Here is a 15,908-nt window from a genome sequence, read left to right on the forward strand (position 1 = left end):
CAAGACGGGACAAAACCTGGCGATGGTTCAACCGAAGAACCGAAAGATCAGGACGGGACAAAACCTGGTGAAGAATCAACAAAAGGTATACTTTCAATTACCATGATAAACGGGCTGCAAAAGGATTATTTGCTTTCAATGAAAGAAATCAACGATTTTCTAAACTGGTATAAAGAGAGAAGTTTTGGAATTGGCATGAACTTCTATGAAATCAATGATGAACACAATAAAGGTCCTTTCACAAGTAAGAAGGATTACGTTGTGTACCAAAATATCTTAATGTTTGATATCAAGCAATACTGATATTCATAAATTGTAAAGCTGCTGATAAGAGATCAGCAGCTTTTATTTTGATGAAATTGTTAAAATTAGGAATAACGTCATTAAAAAATAAGATATTTTTTAAAAAATCTTCTAAACATCCTATAAACAAATCCGATAATAGAATTGTCAGGGTTGATAAGCCCTAGAATAAAGGACTTTTTTCAGACAAGGACGTCTGTTAGGTCCCACATACATGGAGGTAATAGGAAATGAGAATTAACCACAATATCGCAGCGCTTAACACATTAAACCGTTTGTCTGCAAACAACGGTGCGAGCCAAAAGAACATGGAGAAACTTTCTTCTGGTCTTAAAATCAACCGTGCAGGAGATGACGCAGCAGGTCTTGCAATCTCTGAAAAAATGCGTGGACAAATCCGCGGATTAGAAATGGCTTCTAAAAACGCACAAGACGGTATCTCACTTATCCAAACAGCTGAAGGTGCATTGACTGAGACTCACTCAATCCTTCAACGTGTTCGTGAACTAGTCGTACAAGCTGGAAACACTGGTACACAGGATAAAACTACTGATCTTCAATCTATTCAAGATGAGATTAAAGCTCTACAAGAAGAAGTAGATGGTATCTCAAATCGTACAGAGTTTAACGGTAAGAAATTGTTAGATGGTACATTTAAAGCTCCTGCTGATCCTGCAGCACCAGTTGCTGGTGAGCAATCTTTAGTATTCCAAATCGGTGCTAATGCAACTCAACAAATTTCAGTGAACATCGAAAAAATGAGCACTGATGCACTAGGAGTTAAAGATCCAGCTGATACAACTGGAAGAACAATCTTAGCTAATCAATCTGTAAAAGATATTGATGTAACTAAATTTGCTGATAATGCAGCAGATGCAACAGATGTTGGTTTTGATACTCAATTGAAAATCGTTGATGCTGCTATCAACCAAGTATCTGCTCAACGTGGTAAACTTGGTGCAGTCCAAAACCGTCTAGAGCACACAATCAACAACCTTGGTGCTTCTTCTGAAAACTTAACAGCTGCTGAGTCTCGTATCCGTGACGTTGACATGGCGAAAGAAATGAGTGAGTTCACTAAGAACAACATTCTTTCTCAAGCGTCTCAAGCAATGCTTGCACAAGCGAACCAACAGCCACAAAACGTACTTCAATTACTACGTTAATGAAAGGCCCCTTTATGGGGCTTTTTTTTATGATGTTTTTTCTTCGAATTCCCCACACTCTTATGATTCTTAAATCCCTATGATAAAATCATGAAAAATGACCTTTAAATTTGGCATACTCTAGCGAAACGATCATAGTGAATGAGACTTTATCCTTATTTATTCCTTTTTTGTTAAACATATTCCATTAAAGTTCGATAAATGGATTGTAAGGCTTACAAAAAAATTCTAATTTAGAACTTTTGGATAAGGACGTCCAATTGGTTCAAACACATGGAGGTCATTTAACATGAGAATTAACCACAATATCGCAGCACTTAACACACTGAACCGTTTGTCTGCCAACAATGGAGCAGGGCAAAAGAACATGGAAAAGCTTTCTTCTGGACTTCGTATCAACCGTGCAGGAGATGACGCAGCAGGTCTTGCGATCTCTGAAAAAATGCGTGGACAAATCCGCGGATTAGAAATGGCGTCTAAAAACGCACAAGATGGCATTTCTCTTATTCAAACTGCTGAAGGTGCATTAACTGAAACACATGCGATTCTTCAACGTATGCGTGAATTAACAGTTCAAGCAGGTAACGTTGGGACTCAACAAACAGAAGATTTAACAGCTATTCAAGAAGAACTCACTGCTTTGGTTGATGAAATTGATGGTATTTCTCAGCGTACAGCATTTAACGGAAAGAATTTGTTGGATGGTAGCGTTGAGGATGGATTCCAATTTCAAATTGGAGCGAACATTGAGCAAAATATCAATGTAAAGATTGGTAAAATGGACGCTGAAACATTGACTGTCAAAGATATTAAAGTAAATGAAGAAGGCTTTAACTTTGACACCGAAGTAGCAAAAATCGACGCAGCAATCGGCGCTGTATCTAAACAGCGTTCAGCTCTTGGAGCAGTCCAAAACCGTCTAGAGCACACAATCAATAACCTTGGTGCTTCTGCTGAAAACTTAACAGCTGCTGAGTCTCGTATTCGTGACGTTGACATGGCGAAAGAAATGAGTGAGTTCACAAAGAACAACATTCTTTCTCAAGCATCTCAAGCAATGCTAGCGCAAGCAAACCAGCAGCCGCAAAACGTACTTCAATTATTACGTTAATGAAAAAGCCCCCTTTAAAGGGGCTTTTTTTTGTTTCAATCGAATGACAGCAAGTGCTTTAGACGGAAGTCAGGAACCGCTTCATGGAAAAAAGCTCGGTTGCCTTCATCGTTCTTTTGATCCCATTGCTTCCACCATTCGGCGGTTTCTCCTGAGGTGTCAGCTTGAATTATGTCGTGCAGCTGTTCTAAGTTGATGATTTCTCTCGGTTCTGTTAAAAAAGAATGCATCCGGTGATACGCTTCAAGACGTTTAGGCTGTTTTGTGACAATGGCGTATTGTACGTAGCGATTTAAAAATTCCTGTACGAACGTCAAGTGGGGTATGGTTGTTTCTCCTTTTAACTTGACGCCGTTCCACGCCAAATCAGCAATCGCACAAAGCCACCAGCCAAGTTCACTCGCTTGCTGCATTTGTTGTAATGTGTCCTTTTCAAAAGACAGCCGCTCATTTTTTTGTGCTTGTTTGAGCATACGGTCAAGTGTTTGTGCTTCGAGGGCTGCCTTTGTCATGCCCTGTCCATGAATGGGATCTAACGTACACAAGGCATCGCCCATCACCAATAATCCACTTGGCCAATCCTGCATGTGTTCATAGTGATGTCTCACGCAAGAAGGAACTCTAAATCCTTTTGGTTTTGTAAAGGGCGTTAAATGGGTGATGGCTTCTGCTATCGCAGGGTGGGTCAGTGCAGCGGTTTCTGAATCAAATTGATCAGCATCCGTTGTTGGATAATGTGAACCGCCAGCTGCAGAAAGAAGAACAGCCACTAAATCATGATCTACCCGTTCAAACAGTCCTGTTGGAATTTGCTTGTCTGGCTGGCCAACTACGACCATTGATTGCAGGGGTGGGGCCTCTGATGGTATGTGATAATATCTTGTGCTGTAGCCTAGAAACACATGTAACTCATCAGTCTTTGGTAAGGTCCATCCAGCGTCTTTCAGCCATTTTGGCAATTTGGACATTCTTCCAGACGTATCGATCACTAAGTCTGCTTTCATTTCATGAATGCTTCCAGGTTTTATTTGCCGGTTCTTCACGATGAGTCCCATGACCTGATTTGTTCCCTCTTTAAACTGAAGCGAGATGGCTTCATGTTTTTCTAAAAACTGCACATGTTCCTCTTTTACCATTCTTTGCATCAGCACCCACTCTAGCATCGCGCGTCTTGTGACGGCAGTTTCTTCTGTATCAGTGAGCGTTAACTCGCCATCTTTTGTGATAAATCGAGAGGTTTGATGCATGGTATTAAATCCGTCCATTGCCAGTAACTCTTTTGTATAACCAGGGAATAGACGTTCAACGATTTGTTTGCCAAGTGGCAGCATTCTATGTGGATGAAAGGCTTGAGGAGTGCCGAGACGATTCTCAGGAGAGTCTGGCAGTTCATCCTTTTCAATAATTAAGACTTGATGATAATATGTTGATAAAACTTTTGCAGCGAGCATCCCGGTGATTCCTCCGCCAATGACGATTGCCCGCTCATATTTCATGGGTTGTGTCACAACATGCGCCTCCAATGAATACACAAAATGGTTACATGACCATTTCATCATATGTTGATTCATTAATTATAGCAAATATGCGTTTGAATATAGAAAGGAAAAGTACTTCTTTTTACTCGTAATTATGAAGAATTTCTTCTAATCATCATCATTATTTTTAAAAAGTAACTATTAATTTAAGAAGAACGACCGATAAACTATATAAGGGGGTAGAGAAATTGGATATACTACAGAGTATTGTGACAGCAGCACCTTATATGATGCAGATTTTAAAAAACGAAGTGACGATGGGTGTCATTGATCGAGAGAAATTCTTGCTGTATTTGCCATCGAAAGATGTGGATTTTCAAATTCGAGCCGGAGAACTCATTAAGCCAGATGATTTAAATATGAAAAAAGCGCTCAGAGGTGAGACATCAAGTATGTTTGTGCCTGAATCGGTTTACGGAATACCGTTAAATGCAATGGGTCTGCCAATTTTTGATGAAAATCAACAAGTGATCGGCGCACTCGCTTTAGGTTATCCACTTAAAAATCAATTAGAGCTTGAAGCATATATGGAGTCATTAAATGACATCATTCAAAGTATTCAAGAAAAGGTGCATGTGGTGGCGGCACATTCAGAAGAGCTTTCTGCGACAAGTGAGGAAATGACCTTACAAACGCAGCAAACACTTGAAAGCTCGAAAAAAACATCTGATATTACAAAAATGATTAAGGGCATTTCGAAACAAACGAGTTTGCTCGGATTGAATGCGTCAATCGAAGCAGCCAGGGCAGGAAAAGAGGGGGCTGGTTTTAGTGTTGTAGCCAGTGAGGTTCAAAAGCTTTCAAGTGAAACTTCACGTGCAACAGAAAACATTGAAAGTTCACTGCAAGGGATCTCCTCTAATATACATACATTACTTGAGAGTATGGACCATATGAAAGGTTCATCATCAGAGCAGGCTTTACTTGTGACAGAGTTTAGTGAAATTGTGGAACGACTAACGAGCGTAAGTAAAGAAATGAAAGAATTCATGCAGCATGTGATGTCAACGTAAAAAACGAATCCAAGAGGGATTCGTTTTTTTTTGATACGCTATTTTCTTTTGTTCCGGTCAAAGCGATAATCGTATGTTTCTCCCTTTACCACATTTAAAAACTCATGCCCAATTTGAACAAGCTGTCCATTTTTCCATTTAATGAGAGGGTCTTTATCAGGGTATTTCCAGTAAATCGTTTTCTTTCGGCGGGTGAGTTTGTTTTCAATCTCTGCTCTAACTGCGTTCTCCTTTAGTTTCCCTCCGCTATGTCGATAGGTGTTGATGATATATGTTCCGTCAGGTGATGTCATCGAGCGGATAAAGGTTCCGTGAGATACGCCTTGAAGAGAAAAGCATTTCCAGTAAATGATGCCAGCGAAGCTAAGGATTAAGATGACAAGGGTGATGGTGGTTTTCTTTTTTAACATGAATTCCTCCAGATGTAGATCACAATATTTCTAATTTATGAGAGAGAATGCAAAAAGATTCATATAGTCCAAAAGTTCTATTCATTTCAATTATCGGTCATTTTTTCTCAAAATTCAACAGATAGCCGAAAAGATAAGGAAAATTTAAGGATGTATTAAGTCGATAGGTCATGCGAAATCCCTTTACAAAAGAATTTAAGATCAGTAGACTTATGCTCATATAGAGAAATGGGGAAGATGGAATGACGCAAATCATTGATACATATCAAAGTTATGAAGAGCTTTCCGCTCATGAAAGAGAGGGAATCGACTATCAAATTCTTCACGAGCGGAAAGGAGACCAGCTTTTGGTTTTGTCCCCTCATGCTGGGGGAATTGAATCTGGCGTGAGTGAGCTCATTCATGAAATCGCAAGTGATGATTCTATGTATTTATTTGAAGGCCTTAAAGTGAAAGGCAATCATGTGCTTCATATTACAAGCACACGTTTCAATGAGCCGGTCTGCCTTTCTCTAGTGCATACCCATCATTACACGTTTGCGCTCCATGGCTACGGGGAAACGGAGGTGCTTCAAACATTAGTGGGCGGGACAGACAGAGAAAAAGCGGCAGAAACAGTGAAACGTTTAACGCTTAATGGATTTCCCGCAGTGCTGCTATCTGAATCTGATCGCTATTCTGGAACACATCCTCACAATATTAATAATCAATGTCTGACCGGAAAAAGTGTACAGCTTGAAATCAGTCAGGCGCAAAGAAGAGCATTCTTTCAAGACTTCAGACGGCGCTATCGCCGTGAAACGCAAAATGAGCAATTTTATCGGTACACAAATGTACTCAAGCAAGTATTAAATCTTTATGGATAAACCCTGTCGCCCTATGCAGAAGAGGCTTACGTTTGATAAACAGCTTCTTTTTCCGCGACCTTCTCGGCTTTCATTAAATAAGATGTAAACTCTTGTTGGAAGCGAATGCCTGCTTTTCGCTGTTCGAACAAGGCGAGTCGCTTTTCAGCGAAGGCCCAGGTGACGTGAAATGTTTGCGCAATGTGCAAAATAGCTTGCTGCCGAAGGTTTGGAAGCTTCATTTGCATCAGCATAAAGGTCGGCACACAAAAGTGATACATGAATTGTTTAGCCTGAAACTCTTGCAGTTCTCGAAAGAGTTTGTGCATCTTGAAATGATTGCCTGCATGCTTCAGAACATGACAAAGCTCGTGGGCAAAATCCTGCCATTGTTCCTCTGACGATAGAGATCTGTTTAATATAATACTGTAAAGACCTTGATGTTTGATCATCATGCTGCCAGTATCCTCATAGTGAACCCATACATGAAATTCAGAAGCGATCCTTTGCATGTCTCTATAAGCAGGACCGCTTATTTGTAATTTGGCATATAACCGTTTAATCTCTTCTTCTAAATGGGTTAAAAAACCAGTCATTTAAAAACCTCCATGCAAACGTATGTTCTGTTTTTGGCGTAAAAGAAAAGTCCATATAGGACTAAATAGCTAATGAAGCTATTACTTACTTTTAATATCGGCTTATTTTTAACAATTTTAACATAAAATCAAGGAAAAATGGAATTAATTCCTGTTTTTTTCTTCATTTTTGCGTTTTCCATTACTAAAAAGAGTGGATTGAATTCAAATTTTACCATAGTCTTATCACTAAAACAAACCCAAGTTGTCTTACGAACGCCACCAATTGATGAGAAAGATCAATTCAATTTAGCAAAAGGGAGTGCAGAACATGGTAGAAATTTATCAAGATTTTATTCCAGTTGGAAACGGGAACCGCCCAGGATACGCCATGACACCGATGTATGTGACGGTTCATAACACAGCAAACACGTCAAAGGGAGCGGATGCGAAAAGTCATGCGGCATATGTGAAACGACCAACGACAGAAGTGAGCTGGCACTTTACAGTGGATGATCATGAAATCTTTCAACATCTGCCGTTAAATGAAAATGGCTGGCATGCAGGGGACGGACATGGAAATGGGAACAGAAAGTCGATCGGTATTGAAATTTGTGAAAATGAAGATGGAAATTTCCAGCAAGCGGTCAAACATGCGCAATGGCTCATTCAAAAGCTGCTGAAAGAACATAACATTCCACTAGCGAATGTGGTCACACATCAGCACTGGTCTGGAAAAGCATGTCCGCGCCTGCTTCTCGCTACATGGGATGAATTTAAAAAAGGAATTGAAACAGCAGGAGACCCTGAGACGGTCATCACGTATGTCGTCAAAAGCGGGGATACGTTAACGAGTATTGCCAAAGCTCATGACGTCACAGTGCAAGATCTTCAGAAGTGGAATAACATTAGCGACCCGAACAAGATTCAAATTGGACAGGTTCTCAAAATTTATCGAAACGATGGAAAAATGATGTATGAGCTGCCAGATGGGATTTTAAAGGTGACTTCGCCTCTAACGAAGGGAGAGCACGTACGCCTCGTCCAAAAAGCGCTTGCTGCTGTTTATTTTTATCCTGATAAATCGGCTGCAGATAAAGGCATCGATGGTGTTTACGGGGAAAAAACGGCGAATGCCGTAGCGCGCTTTCAGCTGGTGAACGGTTTGACAAGTGATGGAATATACGGTCCTAAAACGAAGGAGAAGCTGGTTAAACTGTTAAATCAGTGAGTGTTTCTGTTTGTATGATTGGATGGCTGTTTCACTCTTTTCAATTAATCGCTTAGTATATGGGGACGGCTGATATTCGGCAAACTGAACATATCTCAGTTGTTTGATTTTCTTTTTCATTTTGGCACCTCAATCGTTGCAGCGTATAGTGTATTGTATGCAAGTCTATGTAAAAATGGAATCAGGACGCGGATTTCGTTCCGCGTCCTTTAGTGTAATCAAGCCTTTTTATTTTTATACTCATCCAGAAGCTGTTCATTCTTTTTAAAAATTCGCTCAGTATGGGGGCTTACCTTATAATCGGCCATACTGATATGGCGTTTTTTCTTTAAAATCTTAAAAGGGTTTTTCTTAGGATTGTTGTTATCCCCTTGAAGTGCGTGGTCCATCTTCATCACCTTCCTCTTCGTCAGGCAAGATTAGGTCATAAATTGTTGTAAGTGATGTCATTAATAAATAGTCGAACTCCGTGACAATCTCATCGGAGGTGAGCTTAATGACAAAATGAGCATCTGCTACAGAAAATGGGATGAGCACTAAATGACCGAAATCATCGTAATATACTTCCTGCCTGTCAAGCTTCGCCTGAATAAGAGCCCGCTGGTCAAGTGTCCGAAGCAGGTCGTCTTTTTGTTCCTGCATATCGTATGGACAAAGCACCGCTTGAATATTCATCTTGTCGGCAAAAGAATAAATCAGCCGCTCAATTCCCTCTATATATGCCTCTACACTTCCATAATATACATGGATCGGTTCATTTTTCAATAGGTATTGGTACGTTTTTAGTTTATTGAGGTAGGAATGAAGCAGATCGTTATTTTGTTCAAGGAGTTGATGCGTGTCAGTTTCCAGCTCATGATTTCCGAGTTTCTTAATATAGGAGCTAAGAAAGATGAAAGCATCGGTTAATGCGAAAAATACGGCAATGATCAAGTAGTGCATCCAGTCGGTGAAGATAGAAGAAGGGTCATTTGTCCAGTAAACAACAGCACCTGCTACATAAATCCAATACCACGTTTTACGAATGGCAAACATCTTTTCTTTTACTTTTTGTTCAAAGCGCCAAACCGCAAATACATACACAGCCAGAGCACCTAGCAATAACCATACAGTCAATTGAAAAAATAATAGCATGTTCTTCTCTCCCATAGACAGATGAATACTTGTTTATTTCTATGGATATGATTGGAAACCCTGCTTCATGAAAAAATGTCCTGCAGAAGAAGGGTTTTAAGTGTACGGGCAAATAAAAAAAGACCTGTCAGACAGGTCTTTGATATTAGAGAATCGCATTTAACACAAAGTATATAAGAGCTCCTAGAGTTCCTGAAATCGGTAATGTAATTACCCAAGTGACAAGCATACGTTTTGCCGTACCCCAGTTAACCCCTTTGACTCTGTGTGCAGAACCTACACCTAGAATAGAAGATGAGATAACGTGAGTCGTACTAACAGGTAAGTGAATAAACGTCGCACCGAAGATAATAGCTGCACCCGTTAAGTCGGCAGATACTCCGTTTACTGGACGAATTTTCATAATTTTACCGCCGACTGTTTTGATAATCTTCCAGCCGCCGATAGAAGTACCGAGTCCCATTGCAAGCGCACAAGAGAATTGTACCCAGAAAGGAATGTCGTCTGTTGTATGCAAATTACCTGCAATTAAAGCCATCGTAATAATTCCCATCGCTTTTTGCGCATCGTTTGTCCCATGGGTATACGATTGCAGTGCAGCCGTTAAAATTTGAACACGTCGGAATTGTTTATTTGTTTTTGCGAGATTGTTGTTTCTAAATATAATTTTGATAATGGTATACACGATATATCCCAATACGAAAGCTAGGATAGGTGAAAGCAAAAGTGCTTGAATGATTTTAATGAATCCCGAATAGTTTAAAGCGCCAAAACCGGCAGAGGCAATAACCGCACCTGCAATTGATCCGATTAATGCATGTGAAGAACTACTCGGAATCCCGTAATACCAAGTAAGCAAGTTCCATGTGATAGCGGCAATTAAAGCAGCCAAGATCACAACAGAGCCGTTTTGAAGTGTAAATGGATCTGCGATGTCTTTTGTAATGGATTTTGCCACACCTGTAAATGTCATTGCTCCTAAGAAGTTCATGAACGCTGCCATGATGATCGCATGTCTAGGCTTTAATGCCTTCGTTGAAACTGAAGTCGCAATGGCATTTGCTGTATCGTGGAACCCGTTAATGAAATCAAAAGCAAGTGCACAAATGACAATAAGTATGGTAAGGATGAGTAATGTGTCCATGTTTAACTAACCCCGTTACGCATTCTTCATAATGATTGTTTCTAGATTGTTGGCAACACTTTGACAGGAATCTGCGATTTCTTCAAGTGTTTCGTAAATTTCTTTGTATTGAATCACTTTAATTGGATCTGTTTCTTTTCCAAACAAGTTCTTTAATGATTTACGATGAAGATTGTCACAATTATGTTCAATCTCTTTAATCTTGATTGCGTGCGGATGAATATCTTTCAAGCGATTTTCAGCTAGTAGATCAATTGTGATTAAAATTTCTTTCGCACACTCTCTGATGTAGTGGCTGAATTTGTCGATATGTTCGTCAGAGCTTGTAATTGAGTAAATTTCTAATGTTGCGGAAAAGTGCTCAATTCCATCTAAAACATCATCGAGGCTATTCGTCAATTGAAGAATGTCTTCACGTTCAATCGGTGTAATAAAGGCTTTGTTCAGCTCTTTAATCATGGTATGAACATGATTATCACCTTTTGTCTCATATTCCTTCAATGTGTCAGAAAATTCTTTCAGAGTGGTTTGATTTGTTACTTTATAGCTAACAAAATACTCAGCAGTTTCATCTAAATTTTTAGCAATTTCCGTTAACAAGACGGAAAACTTGTCTTTTTTCCTTTTTAACATGTAAAAACCCTCCATTGTATAAATGAGACAATGCACACATCAAATAATTATATATTCTTTTGTCGAAAAAAAACAGGTGTAGTCGAAAATTTCTTCACTTTTTCTATTTGATCTTATTCTGACCTAAAGATGTGATCTCAACTCACCTTTTTCTAAAAGGGGAAAAGCAACGAAAAAAGCGGGCCATATTTGGCGCCGCTTAAAGGCTAAGAAGCTGAATGAATCAGCTTAAACCGTTCACAAACAAGAAGCATATCCTCTTTGAATTCTAAACCGTATGATTGGAGTGCTTCTGTGAAAAATTCTTTATGTTCTCTGTACCAATAGTCATAAGATAAATCGCCTTCACCCTCTGCTTGTGCAAATGATACGGGGACTTCATTCATTGGCATGATATCTACATGTGTAATTTCAATGATGGCTTTTGGCTCTTCCTGGCTGTCCAAAATGACCGCATATTGTCCGGGTTGTGGAAGCGGCTCCTGTTCCTTTTCATAAAAAAGGTGTCCAGAACAAGTGGCTGTTTTTTTTCCTTGCTTTACAAGATCAAGCAAATGATCAGGATCTGAGCCGAATGCCCACGCCGAAACAAACGCATCAGCAGGTGCTTTTTCTGATTTCTTTTTCCAATAGTCTTCCCAAAATAATCTGCTTTTGTTGTTCAATGTTTTTCCCCCTCTTTGTTGTGTTTATTATACCTTGAAGCTGAATCGTTGGAAATAATGTGTCTTTATTCCTAATGAGTGAGTGCGTCATATGTTTTGAAAAACAATGTTTGATTTGGGAAATGTAGGATGATAGGATGAAAATTTTTGAAATTTTAGAATAATCTATTGTATTCTGGTCAAGAAGTCGGTAAGGTCAAAGTAAGAATATGGAAGGGGTGTTGTTGATGAAACGCATTTCTCTAACTGTTTTGTCCATATGTCTGTTTGTTTTCTCGTTTTTTCTGCCTGTCAGCCAAGTCAATGCGAACGAATCTCATGGGAGTAAAGTAGCTGTTGGTAAAGATGGCATGGTGGCTACTGCTCACCCGCTGGCATCAGAAGTAGGTGCTGATGTATTGAAGAAAGGTGGAAACGCAGTGGATGCTGCTGTTGCCATCCAGTACGCACTGAATGTGACAGAGCCAATGATGTCTGGAATTGGCGGCGGTGGTTTTATGATGGTTTATGATGGAAAGACAAAAGAAACATCCATCATCAATAGTAGAGAACGAGCACCACAGGGCGCAACACCTGACATGTTTTTAACGGATGAGGGAAAAGTCATCCCATTTGCTGAGCGGTCCACACACGGTAATGCGGTTGGTGTTCCAGGGACAGTAAAAGGTCTCGAAGCAGCATTAGATAAGTGGGGAACCCGTTCGATGAAGGAATTGATTGAGCCTTCCATTCAGCTTGCAGAGGATGGATTTGAAATCGATTCTGTTCTGGCAAAAGCCATTGAAGATCATCAAGAAAAGCTGAAAAAAACGGCTGCAGCGCCAATCTTTCTTCCAGATGATCAGCCGCTCAAAGAAGGTGATCTGCTTGTACAGCCAGGTCTTGCGAAAACATTTAAGCTCATTGCAAAAAAAGGAAGCAAAGCATTTTATGAAGGAAAAGTAGCAAAAGCACTTGCAAAGACAGTCCAAGATTTTGGCGGAACGATGACTACTGATGACCTTGGTCGTTATGAGGCCAAGACTGACAAGCCTATCTGGGGGGACTATAAAGGATACCAGCTTGCCAGTATGCCTCCACCAAGCTCAGGCGGTGTGTTTATGCTGCAAATGCTCAAAATACTAGATCACTTCAATCTATCACAATATGACCCCAAATCATTCGAAAAATATCAGCTGCTAGCTGAAACAATGCATCTCTCCTATGCTGACCGTGCTGCATATGCAGGCGACCCCGAATTCGTAGATGTTCCACTAAAAGGACTACTAGACGATGATTACATTTCAAAAAGAGCTTCTCTCATTCAATTAGATCAAATGAACAAAAACCCGAAAGAAGGAGATCCATGGGCGTATGAGGATGAAAAAAATCCATCCCCAATTATCCCGCAGCCAGAAGATAAAACCATTGGCGAGACCACTCATTTTACTGTTGCCGATCAGTGGGGAAATGTCGTGTCATTCACAACAACCATTGAACAGTTATTTGGTACAGGGATTCTTGTTCCGGAATATGGCTTTTTCTTAAATAATGAACTAACAGATTTTGACGCAAGACCAGGCGGAGCAAATGAAGTCCAGCCGAATAAGCGTCCATTATCCAGTATGACCCCGACCATCATATTCAAAGATAACGAGCCGGTCATGACTGTGGGCTCACCTGGAGGAACGACCATTATTGCTTCTGTTTCACAAACGATCCTAAACTTGCTTGAATACGACATGGAGCTGCAAGATGCGGTGGAAGAGCCGCGGATTTATACAAACAGTACAACTTCTTACCGTTACGAAGTAGGTGTTCCCCTTGATGTGAGAACGAAGCTAAATGATATGGGTCACCGTTTTGGCAGTTCACCTATTGATATAGGAAATGTGCAAGCCTTACTCATTGATCGGAAAGCAGGGACATTTACAGGAGTAGCTGACTCCTCGAGAAATGGAACCGCTGTCGGTGTCAATTTAAAGCTATCTGCTGATTAAAAACCATTTCCCGGGAAAAGAAGCGCCTCTTCAAGATGGCGTTTCTTTTTTTGTTTAAATGAAAAAAACAGAGTTGACACCTGTGAATAGTTTGAATAATATATAGACTAACATCAATCATACATAGCTGATCGGACAACCGAAGGCTCTTGGCAATTTGAAGTACAGGACTGTGATGTATTTCAGGTGGCTAAGGGTCTTTTTTGCGTATGAAACGGCAAGGTTGGTGTCACTATTTTTGATAACGGGGGAGCGGGATAACATGAAAAAGTGGAAATGGGTCTGGGTCGTGACCATTATATTAGTCTTGGCTGTGACGAGTACTGCATGCTCAAACGCAAACGAAGCTTCAAAGCAAAAGGGAAAGGTTGAGCTGTTAAATGTTTCGTATGATCCTACACGTGAATTGTATCAGGAATACAATCAAGCCTTTCAGACGTATTGGAAAGACAAAACAGGTGAGGATGTCACGATCAAGCAGTCTCATGGTGGATCAGGAAAGCAGGGAAGATCGATTATTGATGGACTCGAGGCAGATGTGGCAACACTGGCTTTAGGATATGACATTGATGCGATTGCAGATCGCGGACTGCTTTCGAAAGATTGGCAAAAAGAATTTCCAAATCAGTCAACACCATATACATCGACCATTGTGTTTCTTGTGAAGAAAGGGAATCCCAAAAATATTAAAGACTGGGACGATTTGATCCGGCCAGGTGTGTCCATCATTACGCCAAATCCGAAAACGTCCGGCGGTGCGAGGTGGAATTACTTAGCTGCATGGGCCTACGCCGATAAAACATTTCATGGGAATGAAGAAAAAACAAAGGATTTTGTCAAAAAGCTATATGAACATGTCGAAGTCCTTGATTCAGGTGCACGCGGAGCCACAACGACCTTTGTTGAACGCGGACTTGGGGATGTGTTAATTGCCTGGGAGAATGAAGCCTATTTAACGCAGCATGAACTAGGCAAAGATAAATTTGAAATTGTCACTCCATCGATTAGTATTCTAGCGGAGCCGCCTGTTGCGGTCGTTGATCAAAATGTGAAACGTAAAGGAACAGAGAAAGTGGCGAAGGCTTATTTAGATTATTTATATTCTAAAAAAGGGCAGGAAATTGCGGCGAAAAACTATTATCGCCCTAGAAATCAAGAAGTCTTAAACAAATATAAAGACCAGTTTAAAAAGATTGATATGGTGACGATTGATCAAGCGTTTGGCGGGTGGAGAAAGGCGCAGAAAAGATTTTTTGATGATGGCGGCTTATTTGATCAAATATACAGCGGACAAAAATAGGGGGCGATGTGATGAAGAAAGCACATGCAGCCGCCAATAAAAGAAAACGTATATTGCCTGGATTTGGGCTGAGCCTTGGGGTGACGCTCGTTTATGTGAGTGCGATTGTCGTCATTCCTTTATCCATGGTATTTATTTGGACGGCTTCATTAGGAGCAGAGGGGATTTGGAAGGTTTTTACCGATGCAAGAGTATTGAAGTCGCTTCAGTTGACCGTGACGACTTCCTTTGCAGCTGCTCTCATCAATGCAGGGTTTGGTGTACTGATTGCCTGGGTTCTCGCCAGGTACACATTCCCTGGAAAGAAAATCTTAGATGCTCTCATTGATTTGCCTTTTGCTCTCCCAACAGCTGTTGCGGGTATTGCCCTCACCACCCTTTATTCTCCTGATGGATGGATTGGTCAATTTCTGCATATAAAGGTGGCGTACACACCGATTGGGATTATTTTGGCACTGATTTTTATTGGCATTCCATTCGTTATCCGAACCGTTCAGCCTGTGATAGAGGGGCTGCAGCAGGAAGTGGAAGAGGCTGCGGCGATTCTTGGTGCGACAAGGAGACAGACCTTTTTTCACGTACTGCTGCCGGCTTTGTTTCCTGCGGTGATGACTGGATTTTCACTTGCGTTTGCAAGAGCGCTAGGTGAATATGGCTCTGTTGTGTTTATTGCTGGAAATATTCCGTTTAAAACAGAAATTACACCGCTGATGATCATGTCCAAGCTTGAACAATATGATTATCATGGTGCAGCAGCGATTGCATGCTTGATGCTGCTTCTTTCATTTTTCATCCTGTTATTGATTCACGGCATTCAGTGGTATGTTGAGCGGAAAAAACAAGTATACGTGAGGTGAAACC

At 40.6% G+C, this 15,908-nt stretch carries 17 protein-coding genes and 1 pseudogene; 9 read left to right on the top strand and 9 right to left on the bottom strand.

Features of this window, described 5'->3' with window-relative positions:
- The 3 genes and pseudogenes from AWT60_RS03385 to hag (AWT60_RS03395) form a co-directional block, all read left to right on the top strand.
- Positions 1 to 303 (top strand): annotated as a pseudogene (locus tag AWT60_RS03385) (Kelch repeat-containing protein); the annotation flags it as partial.
- A gap of 230 nt (positions 304 to 533) precedes the next feature.
- Positions 534 to 1,469 (top strand): flagellin Hag, encoded by a 936-nt coding sequence (hag, locus tag AWT60_RS03390; RefSeq protein WP_202739159.1) that lies wholly within the window; start codon positions 534 to 536, stop codon positions 1,467 to 1,469.
- 289 nt (positions 1,470 to 1,758) lie between these two features.
- On the top strand, positions 1,759 to 2,580 hold the full coding sequence (gene hag / locus AWT60_RS03395) for a flagellin Hag (RefSeq protein ID WP_024426770.1): 822 nt from the start codon (positions 1,759 to 1,761) through the stop codon (positions 2,578 to 2,580).
- A gap of 35 nt (positions 2,581 to 2,615) precedes the next feature.
- On the opposite strand, the gene AWT60_RS03400 is transcribed toward hag (AWT60_RS03395), so the two are convergent.
- Positions 2,616 to 4,088, bottom strand: a complete 1,473-nt coding sequence (locus AWT60_RS03400) for an FAD-dependent oxidoreductase (protein ID WP_218676901.1) — start codon at positions 4,086 to 4,088, stop codon at positions 2,616 to 2,618.
- 218 nt (positions 4,089 to 4,306) lie between these two features.
- Between AWT60_RS03400 and AWT60_RS03405 the strand changes: the two genes are divergently transcribed.
- Positions 4,307 to 5,131: a methyl-accepting chemotaxis protein gene (locus tag AWT60_RS03405; RefSeq protein WP_041105915.1), complete on the top strand. Its 825-nt coding sequence runs from the start codon at positions 4,307 to 4,309 to the stop codon at positions 5,129 to 5,131.
- A 38-nt stretch (positions 5,132 to 5,169) separates the two neighbouring features.
- Here AWT60_RS03405 and AWT60_RS03410 read toward each other — a convergent pair whose 3' ends face one another.
- On the bottom strand, positions 5,170 to 5,541 hold the full coding sequence (locus AWT60_RS03410; protein WP_076840900.1) for a DUF5412 domain-containing protein: 372 nt from the start codon (positions 5,539 to 5,541) through the stop codon (positions 5,170 to 5,172).
- Between the two features lie 242 nt (positions 5,542 to 5,783).
- Between AWT60_RS03410 and AWT60_RS03415 the strand changes: the two genes are divergently transcribed.
- Positions 5,784 to 6,407, top strand: a complete 624-nt coding sequence (locus AWT60_RS03415; RefSeq protein ID WP_076840901.1) for a poly-gamma-glutamate hydrolase family protein — start codon at positions 5,784 to 5,786, stop codon at positions 6,405 to 6,407.
- A 26-nt stretch (positions 6,408 to 6,433) separates the two neighbouring features.
- Here the strand turns inward: AWT60_RS03415 and AWT60_RS03420 are convergent, their stop codons facing one another.
- Positions 6,434 to 6,982, bottom strand: coding sequence for an ImmA/IrrE family metallo-endopeptidase (locus AWT60_RS03420; protein ID WP_024424963.1), 549 nt, complete (start codon positions 6,980 to 6,982; stop codon positions 6,434 to 6,436).
- A gap of 310 nt (positions 6,983 to 7,292) precedes the next feature.
- Between AWT60_RS03420 and AWT60_RS03425 the strand changes: the two genes are divergently transcribed.
- On the top strand, positions 7,293 to 8,192 hold the full coding sequence (locus tag AWT60_RS03425; protein ID WP_076840902.1) for an N-acetylmuramoyl-L-alanine amidase: 900 nt from the start codon (positions 7,293 to 7,295) through the stop codon (positions 8,190 to 8,192).
- Here the strand turns inward: AWT60_RS03425 and AWT60_RS03430 are convergent.
- From AWT60_RS03430 to AWT60_RS03455, 6 genes are all read right to left on the bottom strand, one after another.
- On the bottom strand, positions 8,181 to 8,312 hold the full coding sequence (locus tag AWT60_RS03430; protein WP_120207232.1) for a type II toxin-antitoxin system SpoIISB family antitoxin: 132 nt from the start codon (positions 8,310 to 8,312) through the stop codon (positions 8,181 to 8,183). The two genes, AWT60_RS03425 and AWT60_RS03430, sit on opposite strands and share 12 nt — an antisense overlap.
- A gap of 98 nt (positions 8,313 to 8,410) precedes the next feature.
- Entirely contained in the window at positions 8,411 to 8,581 is a 171-nt protein-coding gene (locus AWT60_RS03435) for a type II toxin-antitoxin system SpoIISB family antitoxin (RefSeq protein ID WP_024424961.1), read from the bottom strand.
- Complete coding sequence (locus tag AWT60_RS03440) at positions 8,556 to 9,326, bottom strand: type II toxin-antitoxin system SpoIISA family toxin (protein WP_024424960.1); 771 nt, start codon at positions 9,324 to 9,326, stop codon at positions 8,556 to 8,558. Before AWT60_RS03440 ends, AWT60_RS03435 begins: the two co-directional genes overlap by 26 nt.
- Positions 9,327 to 9,471: 145 nt before the next feature.
- On the bottom strand, positions 9,472 to 10,470 hold the full coding sequence (locus AWT60_RS03445) for an inorganic phosphate transporter (protein ID WP_017359158.1): 999 nt from the start codon (positions 10,468 to 10,470) through the stop codon (positions 9,472 to 9,474).
- A 15-nt stretch (positions 10,471 to 10,485) separates the two neighbouring features.
- Positions 10,486 to 11,103, bottom strand: a complete 618-nt coding sequence (locus tag AWT60_RS03450; protein ID WP_024426775.1) for a DUF47 domain-containing protein — start codon at positions 11,101 to 11,103, stop codon at positions 10,486 to 10,488.
- 206 nt (positions 11,104 to 11,309) lie between these two features.
- On the bottom strand, positions 11,310 to 11,768 hold the full coding sequence (locus AWT60_RS03455; protein ID WP_076840903.1) for an ASCH domain-containing protein: 459 nt from the start codon (positions 11,766 to 11,768) through the stop codon (positions 11,310 to 11,312).
- A gap of 227 nt (positions 11,769 to 11,995) precedes the next feature.
- Between AWT60_RS03455 and ggt the strand changes: the two genes are divergently transcribed.
- The 3 genes from ggt to cysT all read left to right on the top strand — a co-directional run bounded on the left by ggt (position 11,996) and on the right by cysT (position 15,904).
- Complete coding sequence (ggt, locus tag AWT60_RS03460) at positions 11,996 to 13,747, top strand: gamma-glutamyltransferase (RefSeq protein WP_076840904.1); 1,752 nt, start codon at positions 11,996 to 11,998, stop codon at positions 13,745 to 13,747.
- Positions 13,748 to 14,009: 262 nt separating this feature from the next.
- Positions 14,010 to 15,047 carry a sulfate ABC transporter substrate-binding protein gene (locus AWT60_RS03465; RefSeq protein WP_075622857.1) on the top strand — a complete coding sequence of 346 codons (1,038 nt, stop codon included), beginning with the start codon at positions 14,010 to 14,012 and terminating at the stop codon, positions 15,045 to 15,047.
- Between the two features lie 11 nt (positions 15,048 to 15,058).
- On the top strand, positions 15,059 to 15,904 hold the full coding sequence (gene cysT, locus AWT60_RS03470) for a sulfate ABC transporter permease subunit CysT (RefSeq protein ID WP_218676902.1): 846 nt from the start codon (positions 15,059 to 15,061) through the stop codon (positions 15,902 to 15,904).
- Positions 15,905 to 15,908 lie beyond the last annotated feature (4 nt).

Source organism: Bacillus sp. F2HM (assembly GCF_019266135.1).
Classification (GTDB): Bacteria; Bacillota; Bacilli; order Bacillales; family Bacillaceae; genus Bacillus; species Bacillus safensis.

Excerpts from the sequence above, each read along its gene's own strand:
- AWT60_RS03410 (WP_076840900.1), bottom strand. The coding sequence starts at position 5,541 with ATGTTAAAAAAGAAAACCACCATCACCCTTGTCATCTTAATCCTTAGC.
- ggt (WP_076840904.1), top strand. The coding sequence starts at position 11,996 with ATGAAACGCATTTCTCTAACTGTTTTGTCCATATGTCTGTTTGTTTTC.
- AWT60_RS03465 (WP_075622857.1), top strand. The coding sequence starts at position 14,010 with ATGAAAAAGTGGAAATGGGTCTGGGTCGTGACCATTATATTAGTCTTG.
- AWT60_RS03440 (WP_024424960.1), bottom strand. The coding sequence starts at position 9,326 with ATGCTATTATTTTTTCAATTGACTGTATGGTTATTGCTAGGTGCTCTG.
- AWT60_RS03425 (WP_076840902.1), top strand. The coding sequence starts at position 7,293 with ATGGTAGAAATTTATCAAGATTTTATTCCAGTTGGAAACGGGAACCGC.
- AWT60_RS03430 (WP_120207232.1), bottom strand. The coding sequence starts at position 8,312 with ATGAAAAAGAAAATCAAACAACTGAGATATGTTCAGTTTGCCGAATAT.
- hag (WP_024426770.1), top strand. The coding sequence starts at position 1,759 with ATGAGAATTAACCACAATATCGCAGCACTTAACACACTGAACCGTTTG.
- AWT60_RS03435 (WP_024424961.1), bottom strand. The coding sequence starts at position 8,581 with ATGGACCACGCACTTCAAGGGGATAACAACAATCCTAAGAAAAACCCT.
- AWT60_RS03420 (WP_024424963.1), bottom strand. The coding sequence starts at position 6,982 with ATGACTGGTTTTTTAACCCATTTAGAAGAAGAGATTAAACGGTTATAT.
- AWT60_RS03450 (WP_024426775.1), bottom strand. The coding sequence starts at position 11,103 with ATGTTAAAAAGGAAAAAAGACAAGTTTTCCGTCTTGTTAACGGAAATT.
- AWT60_RS03445 (WP_017359158.1), bottom strand. The coding sequence starts at position 10,470 with ATGGACACATTACTCATCCTTACCATACTTATTGTCATTTGTGCACTT.
- AWT60_RS03415 (WP_076840901.1), top strand. The coding sequence starts at position 5,784 with ATGACGCAAATCATTGATACATATCAAAGTTATGAAGAGCTTTCCGCT.
- cysT (WP_218676902.1), top strand. The coding sequence starts at position 15,059 with ATGAAGAAAGCACATGCAGCCGCCAATAAAAGAAAACGTATATTGCCT.
- hag (WP_202739159.1), top strand. The coding sequence starts at position 534 with ATGAGAATTAACCACAATATCGCAGCGCTTAACACATTAAACCGTTTG.